At 72.1% G+C, this 15,794-nt stretch carries 14 protein-coding genes; 9 read left to right on the forward strand and 5 right to left on the reverse strand.

Annotated elements, in window-relative coordinates; all coding sequences use genetic code 11:
- Window positions 1–388: 388 nt before the first annotated feature.
- The gene (locus IW245_RS05850; protein ID WP_197002175.1) at window positions 389–2,365 is read left to right on the forward strand and encodes a CRTAC1 family protein; all 1,977 of its coding nucleotides are present in this window, start codon (window positions 389–391) and stop codon (window positions 2,363–2,365) included.
- A complete protein-coding gene (locus IW245_RS05855) occupies window positions 2,362–3,381 on the forward strand; it encodes an enediyne biosynthesis protein (RefSeq protein ID WP_372445091.1) in 1,020 nt (339 codons plus the stop codon). Before IW245_RS05850 ends, IW245_RS05855 begins: the two co-directional genes overlap by 4 nt.
- 138 nt (window positions 3,382–3,519) lie before the next feature.
- Here the strand turns inward: IW245_RS05855 and IW245_RS05860 are convergent, their stop codons facing one another.
- The 3 genes from IW245_RS05860 to IW245_RS05870 form a co-directional block, all read right to left on the reverse strand.
- Window positions 3,520–4,062: a carboxymuconolactone decarboxylase family protein gene (locus IW245_RS05860; RefSeq protein ID WP_197008342.1), complete on the reverse strand. Its 543-nt coding sequence runs from the start codon at window positions 4,060–4,062 to the stop codon at window positions 3,520–3,522.
- Window positions 4,063–4,174: 112 nt separating this feature from the next.
- Entirely contained in the window at window positions 4,175–4,852 is a 678-nt protein-coding gene (locus tag IW245_RS05865; protein ID WP_197002176.1) for a nucleoside/nucleotide kinase family protein, read from the reverse strand.
- 220 nt (window positions 4,853–5,072) lie between these two features.
- A complete protein-coding gene (locus tag IW245_RS05870; RefSeq protein ID WP_233472629.1) occupies window positions 5,073–6,842 on the reverse strand; it encodes a S8 family serine peptidase in 1,770 nt (589 codons plus the stop codon).
- A 109-nt stretch (window positions 6,843–6,951) separates the two neighbouring features.
- On the opposite strand from IW245_RS05870, the gene IW245_RS05875 reads away from it, so the two are divergent.
- The 5 genes from IW245_RS05875 (at window position 6,952) to IW245_RS05895 (ending at window position 11,540) form a co-directional block, all read left to right on the forward strand.
- Window positions 6,952–7,998, forward strand: a complete 1,047-nt coding sequence (locus IW245_RS05875; protein ID WP_197002177.1) for a helix-turn-helix transcriptional regulator — start codon at window positions 6,952–6,954, stop codon at window positions 7,996–7,998.
- Between the two features lie 130 nt (window positions 7,999–8,128).
- Window positions 8,129–9,184 (forward strand): calcium/proton exchanger, encoded by a 1,056-nt coding sequence (gene cax, locus IW245_RS05880; RefSeq protein ID WP_233472627.1) that lies wholly within the window; start codon window positions 8,129–8,131, stop codon window positions 9,182–9,184.
- Between the two features lie 294 nt (window positions 9,185–9,478).
- Window positions 9,479–10,621, forward strand: coding sequence for a methyltransferase (locus IW245_RS05885; protein ID WP_197002178.1), 1,143 nt, complete (start codon window positions 9,479–9,481; stop codon window positions 10,619–10,621).
- A gap of 48 nt (window positions 10,622–10,669) precedes the next feature.
- Window positions 10,670–10,873: a hypothetical protein gene (locus IW245_RS05890; protein ID WP_197002179.1), complete on the forward strand. Its 204-nt coding sequence runs from the start codon at window positions 10,670–10,672 to the stop codon at window positions 10,871–10,873.
- A 34-nt stretch (window positions 10,874–10,907) separates the two neighbouring features.
- Complete coding sequence (locus IW245_RS05895) at window positions 10,908–11,540, forward strand: alpha-ketoglutarate-dependent dioxygenase AlkB (protein WP_197002180.1); 633 nt, start codon at window positions 10,908–10,910, stop codon at window positions 11,538–11,540.
- 115 nt (window positions 11,541–11,655) lie between these two features.
- Here IW245_RS05895 and IW245_RS05900 read toward each other — a convergent pair whose 3' ends face one another.
- On the reverse strand, window positions 11,656–14,019 hold the full coding sequence (locus IW245_RS05900; RefSeq protein ID WP_197002181.1) for a GAF domain-containing SpoIIE family protein phosphatase: 2,364 nt from the start codon (window positions 14,017–14,019) through the stop codon (window positions 11,656–11,658).
- A gap of 207 nt (window positions 14,020–14,226) precedes the next feature.
- Here IW245_RS05900 and IW245_RS05905 point away from each other — a divergent pair, with 207 nt between their 5' ends.
- Together IW245_RS05905 and IW245_RS05910 are read left to right on the forward strand one after the other, a co-directional pair.
- Entirely contained in the window at window positions 14,227–14,652 is a 426-nt protein-coding gene (locus IW245_RS05905) for a Rieske (2Fe-2S) protein (protein WP_197002182.1), read from the forward strand.
- A 59-nt stretch (window positions 14,653–14,711) separates the two neighbouring features.
- The gene (locus IW245_RS05910) at window positions 14,712–15,254 is read left to right on the forward strand and encodes a GNAT family N-acetyltransferase (RefSeq protein WP_197002183.1); all 543 of its coding nucleotides are present in this window, start codon (window positions 14,712–14,714) and stop codon (window positions 15,252–15,254) included.
- A gap of 44 nt (window positions 15,255–15,298) precedes the next feature.
- Here IW245_RS05910 and IW245_RS05915 read toward each other — a convergent pair whose 3' ends face one another.
- Complete coding sequence (locus tag IW245_RS05915) at window positions 15,299–15,787, reverse strand: CinA family protein (protein ID WP_197002184.1); 489 nt, start codon at window positions 15,785–15,787, stop codon at window positions 15,299–15,301.
- Window positions 15,788–15,794: the final 7 nt, after the last annotated feature.

The following is a 15,794-nucleotide window of genomic DNA, read 5'->3' on the forward strand; positions in this document are numbered from 1 at the left end:
AGAAGACAGGGCAGGCCGCCGAACGCGACGATGTCGAAGGTCGAGAGAAGACAACGTCCGAACCGTTCGGGGCGCTTAGGACCACGGGAGGGGAGCCGCGAAACACGGCCGAAACATTCGGATCGTGCGCCCTGAGCCCTCCGGGGTACTCCCCGGAATTCTTTCCCATTGTTCCCGCGCCGTTCCGTAACGCCGGCGGAATTGTCGACCGGACCGGCGGGAATGGTCGGCGCACGATGTCGTGACGGCACGTGCCCACCGGGTCGGGAAAGCGGTATTCCCGATCGGAGCGGCCGTCTCTCTCAACCCAGTCCACTGTTTTCCCGGGTACCGGACCCAGTGCCGGTCGCCGGGTGATTCGACGTGCCTTCCACTTCGAGGGGGACCGATGCCAGCGCAATCCGTCGGCCTGTTCCGCCGACTTCTACCAGCCATCTTCGTGCTCGCACTGGTGAGCGCCCTGTACGTGGCGGCCCAGATTCCCGAGGCGTCCGCCGCGGCCCGTTCGTCGCTGGCGTCGAGGTTCCACTTCAAGGAACTGCCGGTCGCGTTACCCCCCGGTCTACCGGAGAACACGATCCGGAAGGTGAACCCGGAGTACGAGCACATCCGGGCGTGGATCTCCTCGGTCGGCGCGGCGATCGCCGTGAACGACCTGGACCGGGGCGGCTCCGCCAACGACCTGTGCCTGGTGGACACCCGCAGCGACAAGGTCGTCGTGACGCCGTCGCCGGACAGCAAGCAGAACTACCAGCCGTTCGTGCTGGACATGGCCCCGCTGCCCACCGACGACGCCATCGCCCCGATGGGGTGCGTCCCGGGGGACTTCAACGGCGACGGGTGGATGGACATCCTGGTCAACTACTGGGGCCGTACTCCGGTGCTGTTCCTGAACTGCGGCAAGACCGACCCGCTCAGCGCCCACTCGTTCCTGCCGACCGAGCTCGTGTCCAACGGCCCCGGCAAGGACGACAGGTACCGCGGCCCGCTGTGGAACACCAACGCCGTGGCGGTCGCCGACTTCGACGGCGACGGCCGGGTCGACGTCGGGGTGTTCAACTACTTCCCCGACACCAAGGTCCTCGACCCCAACGGGTTGAAGGGCGTGCAGATGAACCACTCGATGTCGCGGGCCCAGAACGCCGGAGGCGCGCACATCCTGCGCGGCACGGCGTCCACCCCCGCCGGCCCGACCAGCGTCCCGTCGGCGACGTTCGAGGAGCAGGACGCGATTCCGCCGAAGTACGCCACGGGCTGGACCCTGGGCGCCGCCTCGGCGGACCTCGACGGTGACCTGCTGCCGGAGCTGTACCTGGCCAACGACTTCGGCAACGACCGGTTCTTCCACAACGTGTCGACGCCCGGGAAGATCCGCTTCGAGCTGGCCGAGGGCCGCCGCGGCGCGTACACCCCGAAGTCTCTCGTGGTCGGGCACGACTCCTTCAAGGGCATGTCGATCGACTTCGGCGACCTGTACGGCAACGGCAAGTTCGACATGTTCGTCAGCAACATCACGACCTCGTGGGGCATCGAGGAGAGCAACTTCGTCTGGAAGAACACCGCGGCGAGCCCGGCGGAGGCGCGCAAACAGCTCGAAGACCACGTCGCGCCGTTCGACAACGCGGCGGCGGAGACCAACATGGCCTGGGTCGGCTGGGGCTGGGACGCCAAGATGGCCGACTTCGACAACAGCGGGCGGCTGAGCGTCGTGCAGGCCACCGGCTTCGTCAAGGGCGACATCAACCGGTGGAACTGGCTCCAGGAGCTGGCGATGGGCAACGACCTGATGCTCCAGGAGCCCGCGATGTGGCCGAAGGCCGGTCCCGGTGACGACATCGCCGGCGACCAGACGATGGCGTTCTGGGCGCCGGAGGGCAACGGCCGCTACGCCGACCTGAGCCCCGAACTCGGGATGGCCGCCCCGATCCCCACCCGGGGCATCGCGGTCGCCGACACCACCGGGAGCGGACACCAGAGCTTCGCGGTCGCCCGGCAGTGGGGCCCGCCGGCGTACTTCTGCAACATGGACACCAGCAAGGGCAACTTCCTCGGCCTGCGGCTGCACCGCCCCGCCGACGGCGCGGCCCCGGGCTCGCCCGGCAGCCCGGCCTACGGCGCGCAGGTGAGGATCCGCACCGCGGACGGCCGGACGCAGATCGCCCAGCTCGACGGCGGCGGCGGCCACTCCGGCAAGCGCAGCTTCGACGTCTTCTTCGGGCTCGGCTCCGCCGGCGACAAGCCGGTCTCGGCCGAACTGAACTGGCGGGACCTCAACGGCGCCACCCACACCCAGGTGCTGGACCTGGCCGCGGGCTGGCACGACTTCATGCTGACCACCCAGGCCCAGGAGGTGAAGGTGCCATGACTGACGTCAGACCCGTCGACCGGACCGGCACCGGCGTCCGGATGACCACCACCGTCGCACCGCCCGCCCCGAACGGGCAGGCGCAGGCTGTCGCGACCCCGAAGGACACCCGGCCACCGAAGATCGACAAGCGCGATCCGCGGTACCTGGCGCTGCGCAACTTCGCGATCTCGATGAGCATCTTCAACATCCTCGGGTACTCCGTGTTCGGCTTCGAACAGCCCTGGACCTGGCCGATCTTCGCGCTCCTGGTCGGCTACACGGCGGAGTTCTCCTTCGAGATCGTCGCCGCGTGGGCGCAGAAGCGCCGCCCGGCCTTCACCGGCCACGGCATGTGGGGCGTGTACACGTTCCTGCTGCCCACCCACATCACGGCGCTGGCCGCGAACATGCTGCTGTACTCCAACACCCTGTTCTGGCCGATCGCCTTCGCCGTCGTGGTGTCCATCGGGCAGAAGGTGGTGCTGCAGGCCCCGATCAAGGGCCGGATGCGGCACTTCATGAACCCGTCGAACTTCGGCATCACGGTCACGCTGCTGGCGTTCTCCTGGGTGAACATCGCGCCGCCGTACCACTTCACCGAGCACGTGCCGGACGTGATCCGGATCGTGATCCCGCTGGTCATCCTCACTGCCGGGACCGTGCTGAACACGATGCTCACCAAGAAGGTCCCGCTGATCATGGGCTGGGCCGGCGGGTTCGTGATCCAGGCGCTGATCCGTACCTGGATCTGGGACGTGCAGTTGTGGGCGGCGCTCCTGCCGATGACCGGGGTCGCGTTCGTGCTGTTCACCAACTACATGATCACGGATCCGGGCACCACGCCGTCGAGCGGGAAGATGCAGTTCATGTTCGGCTCCAGTGTCGCCATGGTCTACGGCGTACTGATGTTGTTCAACGTCGTGTACACCCTGTTCTTCGCCGTCTGCATCGTGTGCGCCATCCGGGGCACCTTCTGGTGGGTCAAGTCGCTCCGGGAACGCGGGCGCGCGTCCGCGCTGCAACCCGTCTCCTGACCGGCCGCCACCTCCGGCTGGACGGGCCCCGCGTCGCTCCCGTGACGCGGGGCCCGTCCAGCCGTTCCCCGCCCCGGCGCCCCCGGGACGTTTCGGTTACGGACGCGTCGGCACCGCCCGGTGGGCCCGGGCCCGGGCCTAGTAGACGTAGCCCCGGTCGATGATCCGCTGGCCGGCGTCCAGGTAGCGGTCGGGATCGTCGATGTAGAGGGTGCCGAGCCCGTCGACGTACCGGTTGTACATGCAGAACGCCGCCGCGATCAGTACCGTGTCGTGGATCTCGATGTCGGTCGCGCCCTCGGCCCGGGCGGCGTCGACCATCGCCGGGGTCACCTTGCGGCCGGTCTCCTGCACCGCCCCGGCGATCCGCAGCAGCGCCCGCATCTTCTCCGTCACGGGCGCGGAGTCCAGGTCGGCGTGCACCTGATCGACGAGCGGCATGCCCTCGGGCAGCTGCACCGCGGCGAACGCCGAGTGCGACGCGCAGCAGAACCGGCACTCGTTGAGCCCGGACACGTACGCGGCGATCAGCTCCCGCTCGCCCGGGGTCATCGAGTGCGGGCCGCGCAGCAGCGCCTCCGCGAGGGCGTTGAGGGGCCCGGACGTCTCGGGCCGAAAGCGCATCGGGCCGTTGATCCCTGGGAACTGGGTCTCGTCGAGTCCGAGGTCGATGTGTGCCACAGTCACGCTCCACAGTAGATGGACGGCATGCGGCAGATGGTCCCAGAGAACGACCCCGCGGCGCCAGTACCGCGCCGGAGGACCGGAGTCGAACGACGGCGGTGCGCGGCGCTCAGGACGACGCGATCCGGATCACCAGGTCTGCGCGGTCGCGGGTCGCGTCCACCACCGCGGCGTTGCGCTCATCGCTGCCGTGCGCCCAGTCCCGGGCGTCCGCCCGACTCTTGCCGTACGCCACATGCCGGCCCACCAGGCGGTCGCGCCGCAGGTCGGGGTCAACGTCGAGGAACCACACCTCGTCGAGCAGGTCGCGGACCGCCGACCACGGGCCGTCGTCCACCAGGAGATAGTTGCCCTCGGTGACCACCAGGGGGACGCCCCGGGCGACCGGGATCGACGCCGCGACCGGTTCCTCGAGCTCGCGGGGAAAGGCCGGCGCGTACACCACGTCCTCGTCGTCGGCGCGCAACCGGCGCAGCAGCGCGACGAAACCGGCGCTGTCGAACGTGTCGGGCGCGCCCTTGCTGTCCCGGCGGCCGAGACGGGCCAGCTCGGCGTTGGCCAGGTGGAATCCGTCCATCGGGACCAGGACGGCGGGGGCGGTCGGGCCCGCACCGGCACGTGGTCCCGTCTCCGGGGACGGGCGGGTGAGGGACAGCGCCGCGACCAGGGCCGCGGCGAGAGTGGACTTGCCGGCTCCCGGTGGCCCGGTGACGCCGAGCAGCCGCCGTCGGCCCGGCACGACCAGTCGTCGGGCCCGGTCGACCAGCTCCTCGAAGGTGATGCTCACCGTCCCACGGTATCGACTCTCCCGGCTCGGGGACGTGCGCCGGTCGGTCGGTCGGGTCGCGATTCCCGACAGGTGCGCTCCTTGGTGCGGTCCCGGTGCGGTGCGCCGTGGTGTGGGGCGGTGTGGTGTGGGGCGGTGTGGGGCGGCCCGGCCCGACTGGGTCGGGTCGGGCCGCCGGTAGCGGAGCGGCGGGCCGATCAGCTCGGCCGCGCGCACCGGGTCAGGACACGGTGCACTGGGTGAAGTAGGTGGCCTGGGTGCAGGACACGTCGGCGGTGGCGGTGGCCGTCGCGCCCCGGTTGTCGGTGACGGTCAGCGTGACGCGGTACGTGGCGGTCCTGGCGGGGTACGTGTGGCTGGGTTTGACCCCGGTCGCGGTGCCGCCGTCGCCGAAGGTCCACATGTAGCTGGCGATGGTACCGTCGGGATCGGTGGACGCGGTGGCGTCGCCGAAGCACAGGTTGGTCGCGCAGAAGCGGGTGAACGACGCGAGCGGCCTGTCGTTGACGGCGGGGTCGGACAGGCGGATCTGCGTACTGTTCGTGCCGGTCCTGCCGGTGTCGTCGGTGACGGTGAGCTTGACGGTGTAGGTGCCGTAGGCGGCGTAGGTGTGGCTGGGCTTCACGCCCGTGCCGGTCGCGCCGTCGCCGAAGTCCCAGGAGTAGGACAGCGCGGCGCCGGTGGAGGCGCTGGCGTCGAACGTGCACGCGCGGGCGTCGTTGTCGCAGGTAGGGGCGAAGCTGGCCGAGGGGCCGCCCGCGCCGCCGGGCGGGAACACAGCCGGGTCGTGCAGGTCCAGGAGGCGTTCCTTGGTGCCGTCGCCGGACGTGTCGGTCCAGCTGAGGTTGCCGGCGTTGACGAGCTTGTCGCGGATCGCGAGCACGCCCGCCCGGTTGCTGGGCTTGTTCGCGCCACTGGCCAGCCACGCGGCGGCGCCGGCCACGTGCGGGGCCGCCTGGGAGGTGCCGCTGTAGTTGGAGTACCCGCCGTTGGCGAACGTCGAGCGGATGCAGTCGCCGGGGGCCGCCAGGTCCACCCCGGCGCCGAAGTTGCTGTAGTCGGACAGGGTGTCGTCCCGGTTCTTGTTGTTGCTGTTGCACCAGGCGAAGTTCCCGGTGCCGCCGGGCTGGCCGTCGCCGTCGCTGAGGGAGGACACGGTGATCGCGTCGGCGACGTTGGCCGGGCTCTGGTGGCTGACGTCGCGGTGGTCGTTGCCGGCGGACACCACGACGACGACGCCACGGGCGATGGCGCGGTTCACGGCGTCGTTGACGGCCTGGACGGTGCCGTCGAAGCCGATGCTGATGTTGGCGACCTCGATGTCGGCGGCGTGTGCCGTCACCCAGTCGATGCCGGCGACGATGCCGGCCGAGTCGCCGCTGCCCTCCTTGTCGAGGACCTTGACCGACCACAGCCGGGCGCCGGGAGCCATACCGACGTAACCGACGCCGTTGTCGAGTTCGCCGACGATGCCGGCGACGTTGCTGCCGTGCCCGTTGTCGTCGGTACCGGCGTTGTCGACGCAGCTGGTGGTGTTGAGACAGTTCACCCGGTGCACCACGTTGAGGTCGGGGTGGTTCTGGTCGACGCCGGTGTCCAGGACCGCGACGTCGACGTCGACCCGCTCGTCGCGCCCGTCGCCGATCCTCAGGGCGGCGTTGCCGGCAGCCAGGGTGCGCGAGACGCCGTTGGCGACGGCCTGCCCGTCGGCGTGCCCGACCTTGTTCGGCTCGACGTAGGCGACCCGGGGGTCGGCGCGCAGTGCTGTGACCGCCCCCGGCGTCAGCTGGGCGGAGAAGCCGCGCAGCGCCGAGCGGTACACCGATCCCAGCCGCAGTCCCGCGACGCCGCCGGCGACGGTCGCCGGGTCGGGGGCGGAATCGGTCAGGACCACCACGTAGGTGGCCGAGGGCTCCTGGGCCGCGGCCGGGGTCGCCATGACGCCGGCGATCGCCAACGTCATCCCGGCGAACAGTGCGATGCGTTTCACAATTCCTCCATGAGGGGTGGGGTTGCCCGGAACGCTAAGCCCCCCTGGCGGGAAACGACCCGCCGGTTTACCGTCAACGGCGGGAAGCCGACACCATGGAGGAGGGTCGATGCTGGAGCCGTTCGACGTGGCCGAAGCCGAGGAATCCCTGTACCGGGTGATGCTCGGCCGTCCGGACTCGACGATCGCCGACCTCGCGGAGGTGACCGGACGCGACAGTTCCAGGCTCCGCCGGCAACTACGGACGCTGGAGGCGCGGGGCCTGGTGACCGCGACGCCGACCCGGCCCGTCCGGTACCGGCCCGCGCCGCCGGACCTGGCGATCGAGGTGCTCGCCCTGCACCAGCACCAGCGCATCGACCGGGCACGCCTCGACGCCGCCGAACTCGCGGCCGTGTGGCACGCCGCGCACCGCGACCGCGAGCCGCCTATCCAGATCATCGAGGGCGCCGAGGCCAATGTGCAGTGTTTCGTGCAGACCCAGCTGGCTACGCGCGAGGAGGTGCTGACGTTCGACAAGCCGCCGTACGTGCTGGCCGGCATCGCCCGCCAGGCCGAGGTCCAGCGCGAGCTGATGGCCCGGGGCGTGCGCTACCGCACCATCTACGACCGCCAGTCCCTCGCCGAACCCGAACAGGTCGCCCTGGCCCGGGAGCTCGCGCGGCTCGGCGAGCAGGCCCGCGTGCTGGACAACGTGCCCCTCAAGCTCCTGATCACCGACCGCGCGCACGCCCTCGTCCCGTTCCAGCTGACGGACGAGCGCCAGACCCTGGTCCTGCGGCGGTCCCCGTTGCTCGACAGCCTGGTCACCCTCTTCGAACTGCTCTGGGAGCGGGCGACCCCGCTGTGGTCGGCGGGTCGTGACGGCGGGGTCACCGACGACGACGCCCAGCTTCTCGGGTTCGCCGCGGCCGGGTACACCGACGAGACGATCGCCCGCCGGATCGGGGTCAACAAACGCACGGTCGAGCGTCGGATGCGCCGGATCATGGACGAGCTCGGGGCGCGGACCCGGTTTCAGGCTGGTCTGCAGGCCGCGCACAAGGGCATCCTCGGGGCGCCGCCCGGTGAGTCGGCGACGACGGCCGCGTCGGGGCGCCCGGCCCCGGCCCCGGCACTGTTTCGTCAGGTGCCTCCGATGGACCATCAGCCGTAGGCGCGGCGCGGGGTCCGACGGCCGCCAGCGGTGTCCCTTCGTGTCGGACAATCCGGGCTGGTCGGATCGACTGTCCCCTCCGCGCGGCGCGCCCCTTGATCGCGGGGGAGCTGGGCGGCACGATGTCGCTGTGTTCAACCGCAGCGATCTCCTCATCGTCAGCGCCGCCGTGGTGGCAATCGGCGCCGCCGGCGTCACCCGGTACGCCCATCTCGGCGACGTCACGGCCTTCGGCTGCGCGGCGCTCGCCGTCGCGCTGCTCGCCTCCCTCGTGGGGCGTTCCGTCGAACAGCTCGGCGAACGGCTCGGCTCCGGGGGCACTGGGGTGCTGCAGAGCGCCCTGGGCAACCTGCCCGAGCTGTTCATCGGCTTCTTCGCGCTGAAGGCCGGCCTGACCTCGGTCGTCCAGGCGTCGATCATCGGCTCGATGCTGGCGAACCTGCTGCTCGTGCTCGGCGCGGCGTTCCTGGTCGGCGGCCTCAAGCACGGCAGCCAGAAGTTCGACTCCGCGCAGATCCGGATGACGATGGTCCTGCTGCTGTTGGCCACCGCCGCGCTGGTCATGCCGGCCATCGCGCACGGTCTGCACGCGCCGGTCTCCCAGCACGAGAAGCCACTGTCGATCGTGATCTCCGTGGTGCTGCTGGCGATCTTCGCGTTGTCGCTGCCGGCCTCGCTGAAGCGCCGCGCCTCGACGGACCCGGTGCCGGCCGGGCACGAGCCGCCGCGCTGGCCGCTGTGGCTGGCGGTGTCCGTGCTGGCCGGGGCCAGCGTCGCGGCGGCGCTGGTGTCCGACTGGTTCGTGCACGCCCTGGAGCCCGCGATGGGCACCCTGCACATCTCGCCGGCCTTCGCCGGCCTGGTGATCGTGGCGATCGCCGGCAACGCGATCGAGAACGTGGTCGGCATCCAGCTCGCCGCGCGCAACCAGATGGACTTCGCGGTCAGCGTGATCATCAACAGCCCGTTGCAGATCGCCCTGCTGATGGCCCCGATGCTGGTCCTGCTGAGCCTGTTCACCGCGACGACCCTGACCCTCGTGTTCACCCCGCTGCTGGTGGCCGCCGTGCTGTTGACGGTGTTGACGGTGGCGATCGCGATGCTGGACGGGGAGTCGAACTGGTTGGAGGGCGCGGTGATGATCGCCCTGTACGCGATCATCGCGACGATGTTCTGGTGGGGCTGACCCCTGTCACCTAGCAACCTAGGACGCCGGGGGTGGCGTGACGCCCGCCATGCCACCCCAGCTCCACCGCCTCACTCCACGGAGCAGCCCCGAGCCCCAACGGGGCCACCTCACCTCCGCAGCGCCACCTCGCCCTGTGGGGCTTCCTCACCTGCCCGGAACCACCTCGCCCCACACGGCCACTTCACCTCCCGGAGTCACCCCGCCCGAAGGAGCCGCCTCGCCGTCACGGACCCGGGCCACCACGGTCCCGGTCCCGGCGGTGCCGCCGCGCTCCGATAGCTTGTGACCTCGATGAACCGTTTCATGACGCCCCACGGCGAGTTCGACCTCGTCCGCTTCCCGGTCGACCCGCGCGACCCGTTGCGCGCGTGGGACGCCGCAGACGACTACCTGCTGCGGCATCTCGACACACTCGACCTGTCCGGGACCGTGGTCGTCGTCGGTGACCGGTGGGGCGCGCTGACCACGGCGCTCGCCCGGTACGGGCCCATCCTGATCACCGACTCCCACCTGGCGGCCGAGGCCGCCCGGGAGAACCTGCGCCGCGCCGGAGCCGACGCGCGCGTGTCGACCACCCGGGACGAGCCGCCGGGCGTGGTCGACGTGCTGGTGGTGCGGGTACCCAAAAGTCTCGCTCTTCTCGAGGACCAGCTGCACCGGCTCGCCCCCGGGACGCACGCCGGCACCGTGGTCGTCGGCGCCGGCATGGTCAAGGAGATCCACACCTCGACGCTGGAGCTGTTCGAACGGATCCTCGGACCGACCAGCACCTCGCTGGCCGAGCGCAAGGCCCGGCTCGTCTTCTGCACCCCCGACCCGGCGCTCGTGCGGCCCGCCAACCCGTGGCCCCGGACCCACGCCCTGCCCGGCGACGTCGGCGTCGTGTCCGGGCTGACCGTGACGAACCACGCCGGGGTGTTCTCCGCCGAACGGCTCGACATCGGCACCCGCTTCCTCCTCGGACATCTTCCGGCGCGTTCCGGCGCCGAACACGTCGTGGACCTGGGCTGCGGCAACGGCGTGGTCGGGCTGGCCGCGGCGCTCGGCAACCCGGACGCGGAGCTGACGTTCGTCGACGAGTCCTACCAGGCGGTGGCGTCGGCGGAGGCGACGATGGCGGCCAACGCGCCCCGGACCAAGGCCCGTTTCCTGGTCGGCGACGGCCTCGCCGGCTTCCCGCCAGCCAGCGTCGACCTGGTCCTGAACAACCCGCCGTTCCACGTGCACCAGTCGACGGGCGACGCGACGGCCTGGCGGATGTTCACCGGCGCGCGGGCGGCCCTGCGGCCCGGGGGAGAGCTGTGGGTGGTCGGCAACCGGCACCTCGGTTACCACGTGAAGCTGCGCAGGTTGTTCGGCAACTGCGAGGTGGTGGCGGCCAACCCGAAGTTCGTCCTCCTGCGCGCCGTCCGTACGGGTGGGCCGCGGCCGTAGCGGACGAGCGGGGCCACGGCGGGCACGGTAGCTCCGTACACTGCGCCGATGCGGACAACCAGCCACGGGTGGTACGCGAGGATCGCCGGCACGGTCGCGACCCTCGCCGGGATGGTCGTGATCTTGTTCAACTGGAACAGGCCCGACTACGAGAGTGGGTTCTTCGTCGGCGGTCTCCTGGTGATCGGTGGCCTGCTGCTGCGGATCGAGGGCGCGGTGTCGGCGCGCAACGGGTCCGCGGCGAAGGACTGAACCCGACTTGGAACAGGTGTACTAAGATGGCGGGGTGGCCTCGTACTCCTTCCAGCCCTCGATCCTCGATCTGACCCCGGACGGCCCCGCTCTCGGGTCCCTGGCGGGTGCGAGGCGGCACGGGCTGACCGGGGGCGCGTGGGTCGACCACGTGCCCGGCTGGGTGCGCGGCTCCGACGACGTCCTCGGCACCCTGCTGCAGGAGGTGCCGTGGCACGCCGAGCGCCGCACGATGTACGACCGCGATGTCGACGTCCCCCGCCTCCTGAGCTGGTACGGGGGCGACGATCCCCTCCCGCACCCCCTGCTCGCCGAGGCCCGCGCCGCCCTGTCGGCGCACTACGCCCCGGAGCTGGGCGAGCCGTTCGTGACCGCCGGCATGTGCCTGTACCGCACGGGGCGCGACAGCGTCGCCTGGCACGGGGACACCAACGGCCGGGCGTCGACGTCCGACACGATGGTCGCGATCGTGTCCTTCGGGTCGCCCCGCGCGTTGCTGCTGCGGCCGCGGGGCGGCGGGGACAGCGTCCGGTTCGCGGTGGGGCACGGCGACCTGGTGGTGATGGGCGGCTCCTGCCAGCGGACATGGGAGCACGCCATCCCGAAGACGAGCCGCCCGGTGGGGCCGAGGGTGAGCGTCCAGTTCCGCACGGCGGGCGTGTCCTAGACCGGTGTCGCTCAGGAAAACTGACGGCGGGGTGTCCTGGGCCGTGCTTTCCGGAAGGCCGGCCGTCCCTCGACGTGGCGGGCGGGGCCGACGCCGGGGAGTCGGGACATGACGCTCAGGTCCCGGTCCGCCGAGGGAGGCGGCGGATCGCGACCGCGCACGTGTCGTCGTCGGTGGTGACGGGCTCCAGGTCCCGCAGGAGGACCGGCAGCGCCACGTCCGGCCGCCCGGCCAGCGCGTCGGCCAGCGCCCGCATGCTGGTGACGATGTCGGTGTCGCGGGTCTCGACGAGCCCGTCGGTGTAGAGGAGCACGGTGTCGCCCGGTTCCAGGGTCACCTCGGCCGTCTCGTACTCGGCCCCGGCGAAGGCCCCCAGCAGCGGACCGGTGCGCGCGTCGAGGAGCAGTGCCTCGCCGTCGGCGCCCAGGGACACCGGTGCCGGGTGCCCGGCGGTGGCCCAGCGGAACCGGCCGCTGTCGGGGTCGTAGCGGCCGATCAGCGCGGTACCCGTCGGGCTGTCCGGGTCGTCGCACAGCAGGCGGTTGAGGTAGCCGAGCAGTTCGGCCGGGTCGCCGGTGGCTGCCGTGAGCCCGACGAGGGCGTTGCGGACCTTGGTCATCGCCGCGGCCGCCGCGAGCCCGTGTCCGGCCATGTCGCCGATCGCGACGAGCGTGTGCCCGTCGGGGAGCGCGCGCAGGTCGAACCAGTCGCCGCCGACCCGGGCCGCGGCCTGGGCCGGTTGGTACCGCACGGCCGCCGCCAGCCCGGGCAGCGTCACCTGCCCCTCGGGCAGCGGCAGGATCATCTCCTGCAGCCGGGCGGTGACCCGCTGCTCGGCGACGAGCGCGCGGCGGCGTTCGGTGAGGTCGGCGCGCAGGTCGTTGAGCTGCCGGCGGGCCTGCTCGGCGGCCGTCACGTCCTGGACGATGCCGTAGATCTTCACCGGCACGCCGTCGGTGTCCACCACGGCCTCGCCCACGGTGCGCAGCCATTTCACGCCGCCGGGCAGCCCGACCCGGAACGTCACGTCGATCCGCCGGTGCTCGGCGAGGTTGGCCAGCCCGAGTTCGAGGATCGCGACGTCCTCGGGGAGGACGAGCGCGGTGAGTTCGTCCAGGCTCGCCGGGCCGGCGGTGCGGGCGCGTTCGAGGATCTGGTACACGTTGTCCGACCAGGCTGCGCTGCCCCCGGCCAGGTCCCACTCGCCCCAGCCGAGGGAACCGAGCCGTTCGGTGTAGGCGAGCCGTTCGGCCTGGAACTCCAGCTCGTCGTGCACCACCCAGCGGGCCAGCAGCGCCGTGCCCCACCGGTGCACGCGCACGCTGAGCCGGGCCTCCGGGGGCAGCCGCTCGCCGGTGTCGGAGTACAGGAACGGCCCCACCACCCGGGGCACGCCGTCGGCGAGGACCTGCGCGTAGGCGTCCCACAGCGGGGTGTCCGCCGCGGCCGGGTACGCGTCGAGGACCCGCATGCCCACCATCTCCTGGCTGCGCCGACCGGTGCTGTCCTGCGCCTCGGGGCTGGCGGCCTCGATCCGGTAGTCGACGATCCGGTCGGCCCGGTCGCGGACCGGGGCGAGGACCGCGAACGCGCCGGGGAGCATGTCCAGCACCGTCTGCGCCGCGAGGGTCCAGCTGCCGGGGGACTCCTGCCGGCCGGCGAGGCGGTCCAGCAGGCGGGCCCCCGCCTCCGCGACCTGTGCCCGGGTGGTCCGGCGGGTCGCCGCGTCGAACGGCTCCGGCCGGTCCCACATCACGCCGATCGCCGCCACGACCTCGCCGTCGGGGTGGTGCCGGCGGACCGGGATCCACAGCCGCGACGGCCACAGGTCCTCGGGATCGCCGATCAGGGTGTACCGGCGTCGCGCCGTCTCCAGGTCCGGCAGCCACACCTCGCGTCCGAAGCGCACGCAGTCGCGGACCGCGGTGTTCACGTGGTCGGGCGGACGCTGCCAGGCGCCCGCGAACCGGGCCGGCGTCCCGGCGGTGCCCAACGCCTGCACGGACCCGTCGGGCTGTACGGCCATGATGACGACCGCCGCCGCGCCCACCCGTGCGGACAGCTGGCCGAGCAGGTCGTCGGCGAGTTCGGCGACGTCCTGGCGCTCGACGGGTTCCGCGGACGCGACCGCGCCGCGTTCCCACCGGGTACCGGCGAGGACCACGGCGGGCCCGGGCTCCTGTCGCAGGTAGTACGCCGGGTCCAGGAGCCCGGGCGGCGGCGCGGACGCGGTCCCGGTCAGCCCGGCGGTCTCCAGCAGGGCCGCGGCGGTGGCGGCCGGGTCCTCGCCGCGTTCGCTCGCCAGCCGGTGCAGGCGGGCCTCGGCCTGCGCCAGGTCGGAGCCGAACCGGCCGGCGATGAGCCCCGCCGCCCGGTCCAGGAGCCTGGCCCGGGAGGCTTTGGCCTGCAGCGCGTCGTAGTCCGCGCGCGTCTGGACAGCGCCGGCGAACCCGCGGGTCATGGTGGTTTTGCCTGCCACCCCTCCACTGTCGCAGCACCCGGCCCGGCCTGGGCGCGCCCGGCCCAGGTCGAGCGGCCGGCGATCGGACTTTCCGCCCTCCGACGGCGATACCCGGAACCGGCGGATAGGTTTCGGGTCCGCCGCCTCCGTCAGATTCCCGGTGAACCGTTCCGGGGGCCCGTCCGTAGTGCTCAGTGACGTGCCCCCTCTCGAACGGAGCGAAACATGACGGTCAACGACACGCTGTGCCGGCGCGCGGTGCTGCTCGGGGCGGGGGCTGTCGGCGCGACAGCCCTGCTCGCGGCATGCGGCGGCTCCACCGACCAGGCGAAGCCGTCCGACCCGCCCGCCAACCCCCAGACCCCTGACTCGGGGGTACTGGCGAAACTCGCCGACATCCCCGTCGGCGGCGGCAAGCTGGTCGGATCGGTGCTGGTGGTCCAGCCGCAGGCCGGCGTCGTGAAGGCCTTCAGCGCCCGGTGCACCCATCAGGGCACCATCGTCGGCACCCCCGAGGCTGGCGTGATCACGTGCCCGAACCACGGCTCGCAGTTCAGGGCCGACGACGGCTCTCTCGTCAAGGGGCCGGCCGCGCGGGGACTGTCGGCGATCGCGGTGAAGGTCGTGGGAGGCGACGTCGTGAAGGCCTGACCGGGCACCGGGCCTTCGCGGGGCGGCGGTGCGGGATCCGGCGTGGCAAGATATCGATCATGACTTCCGTGCCCTGGCCGGGTTCCCTCACGCTCGACGGGGAGGGCGTCGTCCTCCGCGAGTGGGAGGACGCCGACCTGCCCACCATGGTCGAGCTGTTCGACGAGTCCGAGGTGGACGCGTGGACCCCGCTGCGGTCCCCGTTCGACCTGGACGCGGCGCGCGACTACCTCGACAACGCGCGCAGGGCCCGCACCGCGGGGAACGGCGTCCAGTTGGCGATCACGGCCGGCGGCCCGGCGGCGCTGGGCGAGGTGCTGTTGTTCCGGGCCGGGGCCGAAGGCCGCGACGGCGAGCTGGCCTACGCCGTCGGGGCCGGGCACCGCCGCCGGGGCCTGGCCGGGCGGGCGGTCCGGCTCCTGGCCGGGTACGCCCTGCGCGACCTCGGCATGCCGCGCGTCCTCCTGCGGATCGCCGACGACAACGTGCCGAGCGTCGGGGTGGCCCGGTCCAGTGGCTTCACCCGCACGGACGAGGAGCCCGTCATCCGGGAGCGAAAGAACCGCCGGGTGGTCCTGACCACCTGGGAACGCCGCACCTGACGGGTGCCCGCCACCGCGCGGTCCCGCCACAGGTGGCGGCCGGTTCAGTCTCCGTTGTCGGCGGTCAGGCCCAACTCCTCGACGAGGAGCCCCAGCGCCGCGCGCACGGCCCAGGTCCGCAGGCCGTCGCGGGTGGCGGCGGTGCCGAGCAGGGCGGCGTACCGGTCGCCGGCCGGGCCCGACAGTCCCACGAACAGGGTGCCGACCGGGTGGCCGTCCTGCTCCGTCGGCCCGGCGACCCCGGTGGTGGACAGCCCGTAGTCGGTTCCGAACCGCTCCCGGGCCGCGACGGCCATCGCCACCGCCGTCTGCCGGCTGACCGGTCCGTGCGCGGCGAGCAGGTCACCGTCGACGCCGAGCACGTGCTCCTTGGCCTCGGTGGCGTACGCGACCACGCCGCCCCGGTAGAACCCCGACGCCCCGGGCACGGCCGTGATCAGGCCGCCCAACAGGCCGCCGGTCAGCGACTCGGCCGTGGCGAGGGTGAGCCCCCGCGCGGTCAGCACCTCGGCGACGACTTCCTGCGCATCCACCGCCCCA

It is taken from the genome of Longispora fulva (genome assembly GCF_015751905.1).
Lineage (GTDB): Bacteria > Actinomycetota > Actinomycetes > Mycobacteriales > Micromonosporaceae > Longispora > Longispora fulva.

Coding starts and splice junctions, on each gene's coding strand:
- IW245_RS05890 (WP_197002179.1), top strand. CDS start 10,670: ATGCGGACAACCAGCCACGGGTGGTACGCGAGGATCGCCGGCACGGTC.
- IW245_RS05905 (WP_197002182.1), top strand. CDS start 14,227: ATGACGGTCAACGACACGCTGTGCCGGCGCGCGGTGCTGCTCGGGGCG.
- IW245_RS05885 (WP_197002178.1), top strand. CDS start 9,479: ATGAACCGTTTCATGACGCCCCACGGCGAGTTCGACCTCGTCCGCTTC.
- IW245_RS05855 (WP_372445091.1), top strand. CDS start 2,362: ATGACTGACGTCAGACCCGTCGACCGGACCGGCACCGGCGTCCGGATG.
- IW245_RS05910 (WP_197002183.1), top strand. CDS start 14,712: ATGACTTCCGTGCCCTGGCCGGGTTCCCTCACGCTCGACGGGGAGGGC.
- IW245_RS05875 (WP_197002177.1), top strand. CDS start 6,952: ATGCTGGAGCCGTTCGACGTGGCCGAAGCCGAGGAATCCCTGTACCGG.
- IW245_RS05850 (WP_197002175.1), top strand. CDS start 389: ATGCCAGCGCAATCCGTCGGCCTGTTCCGCCGACTTCTACCAGCCATC.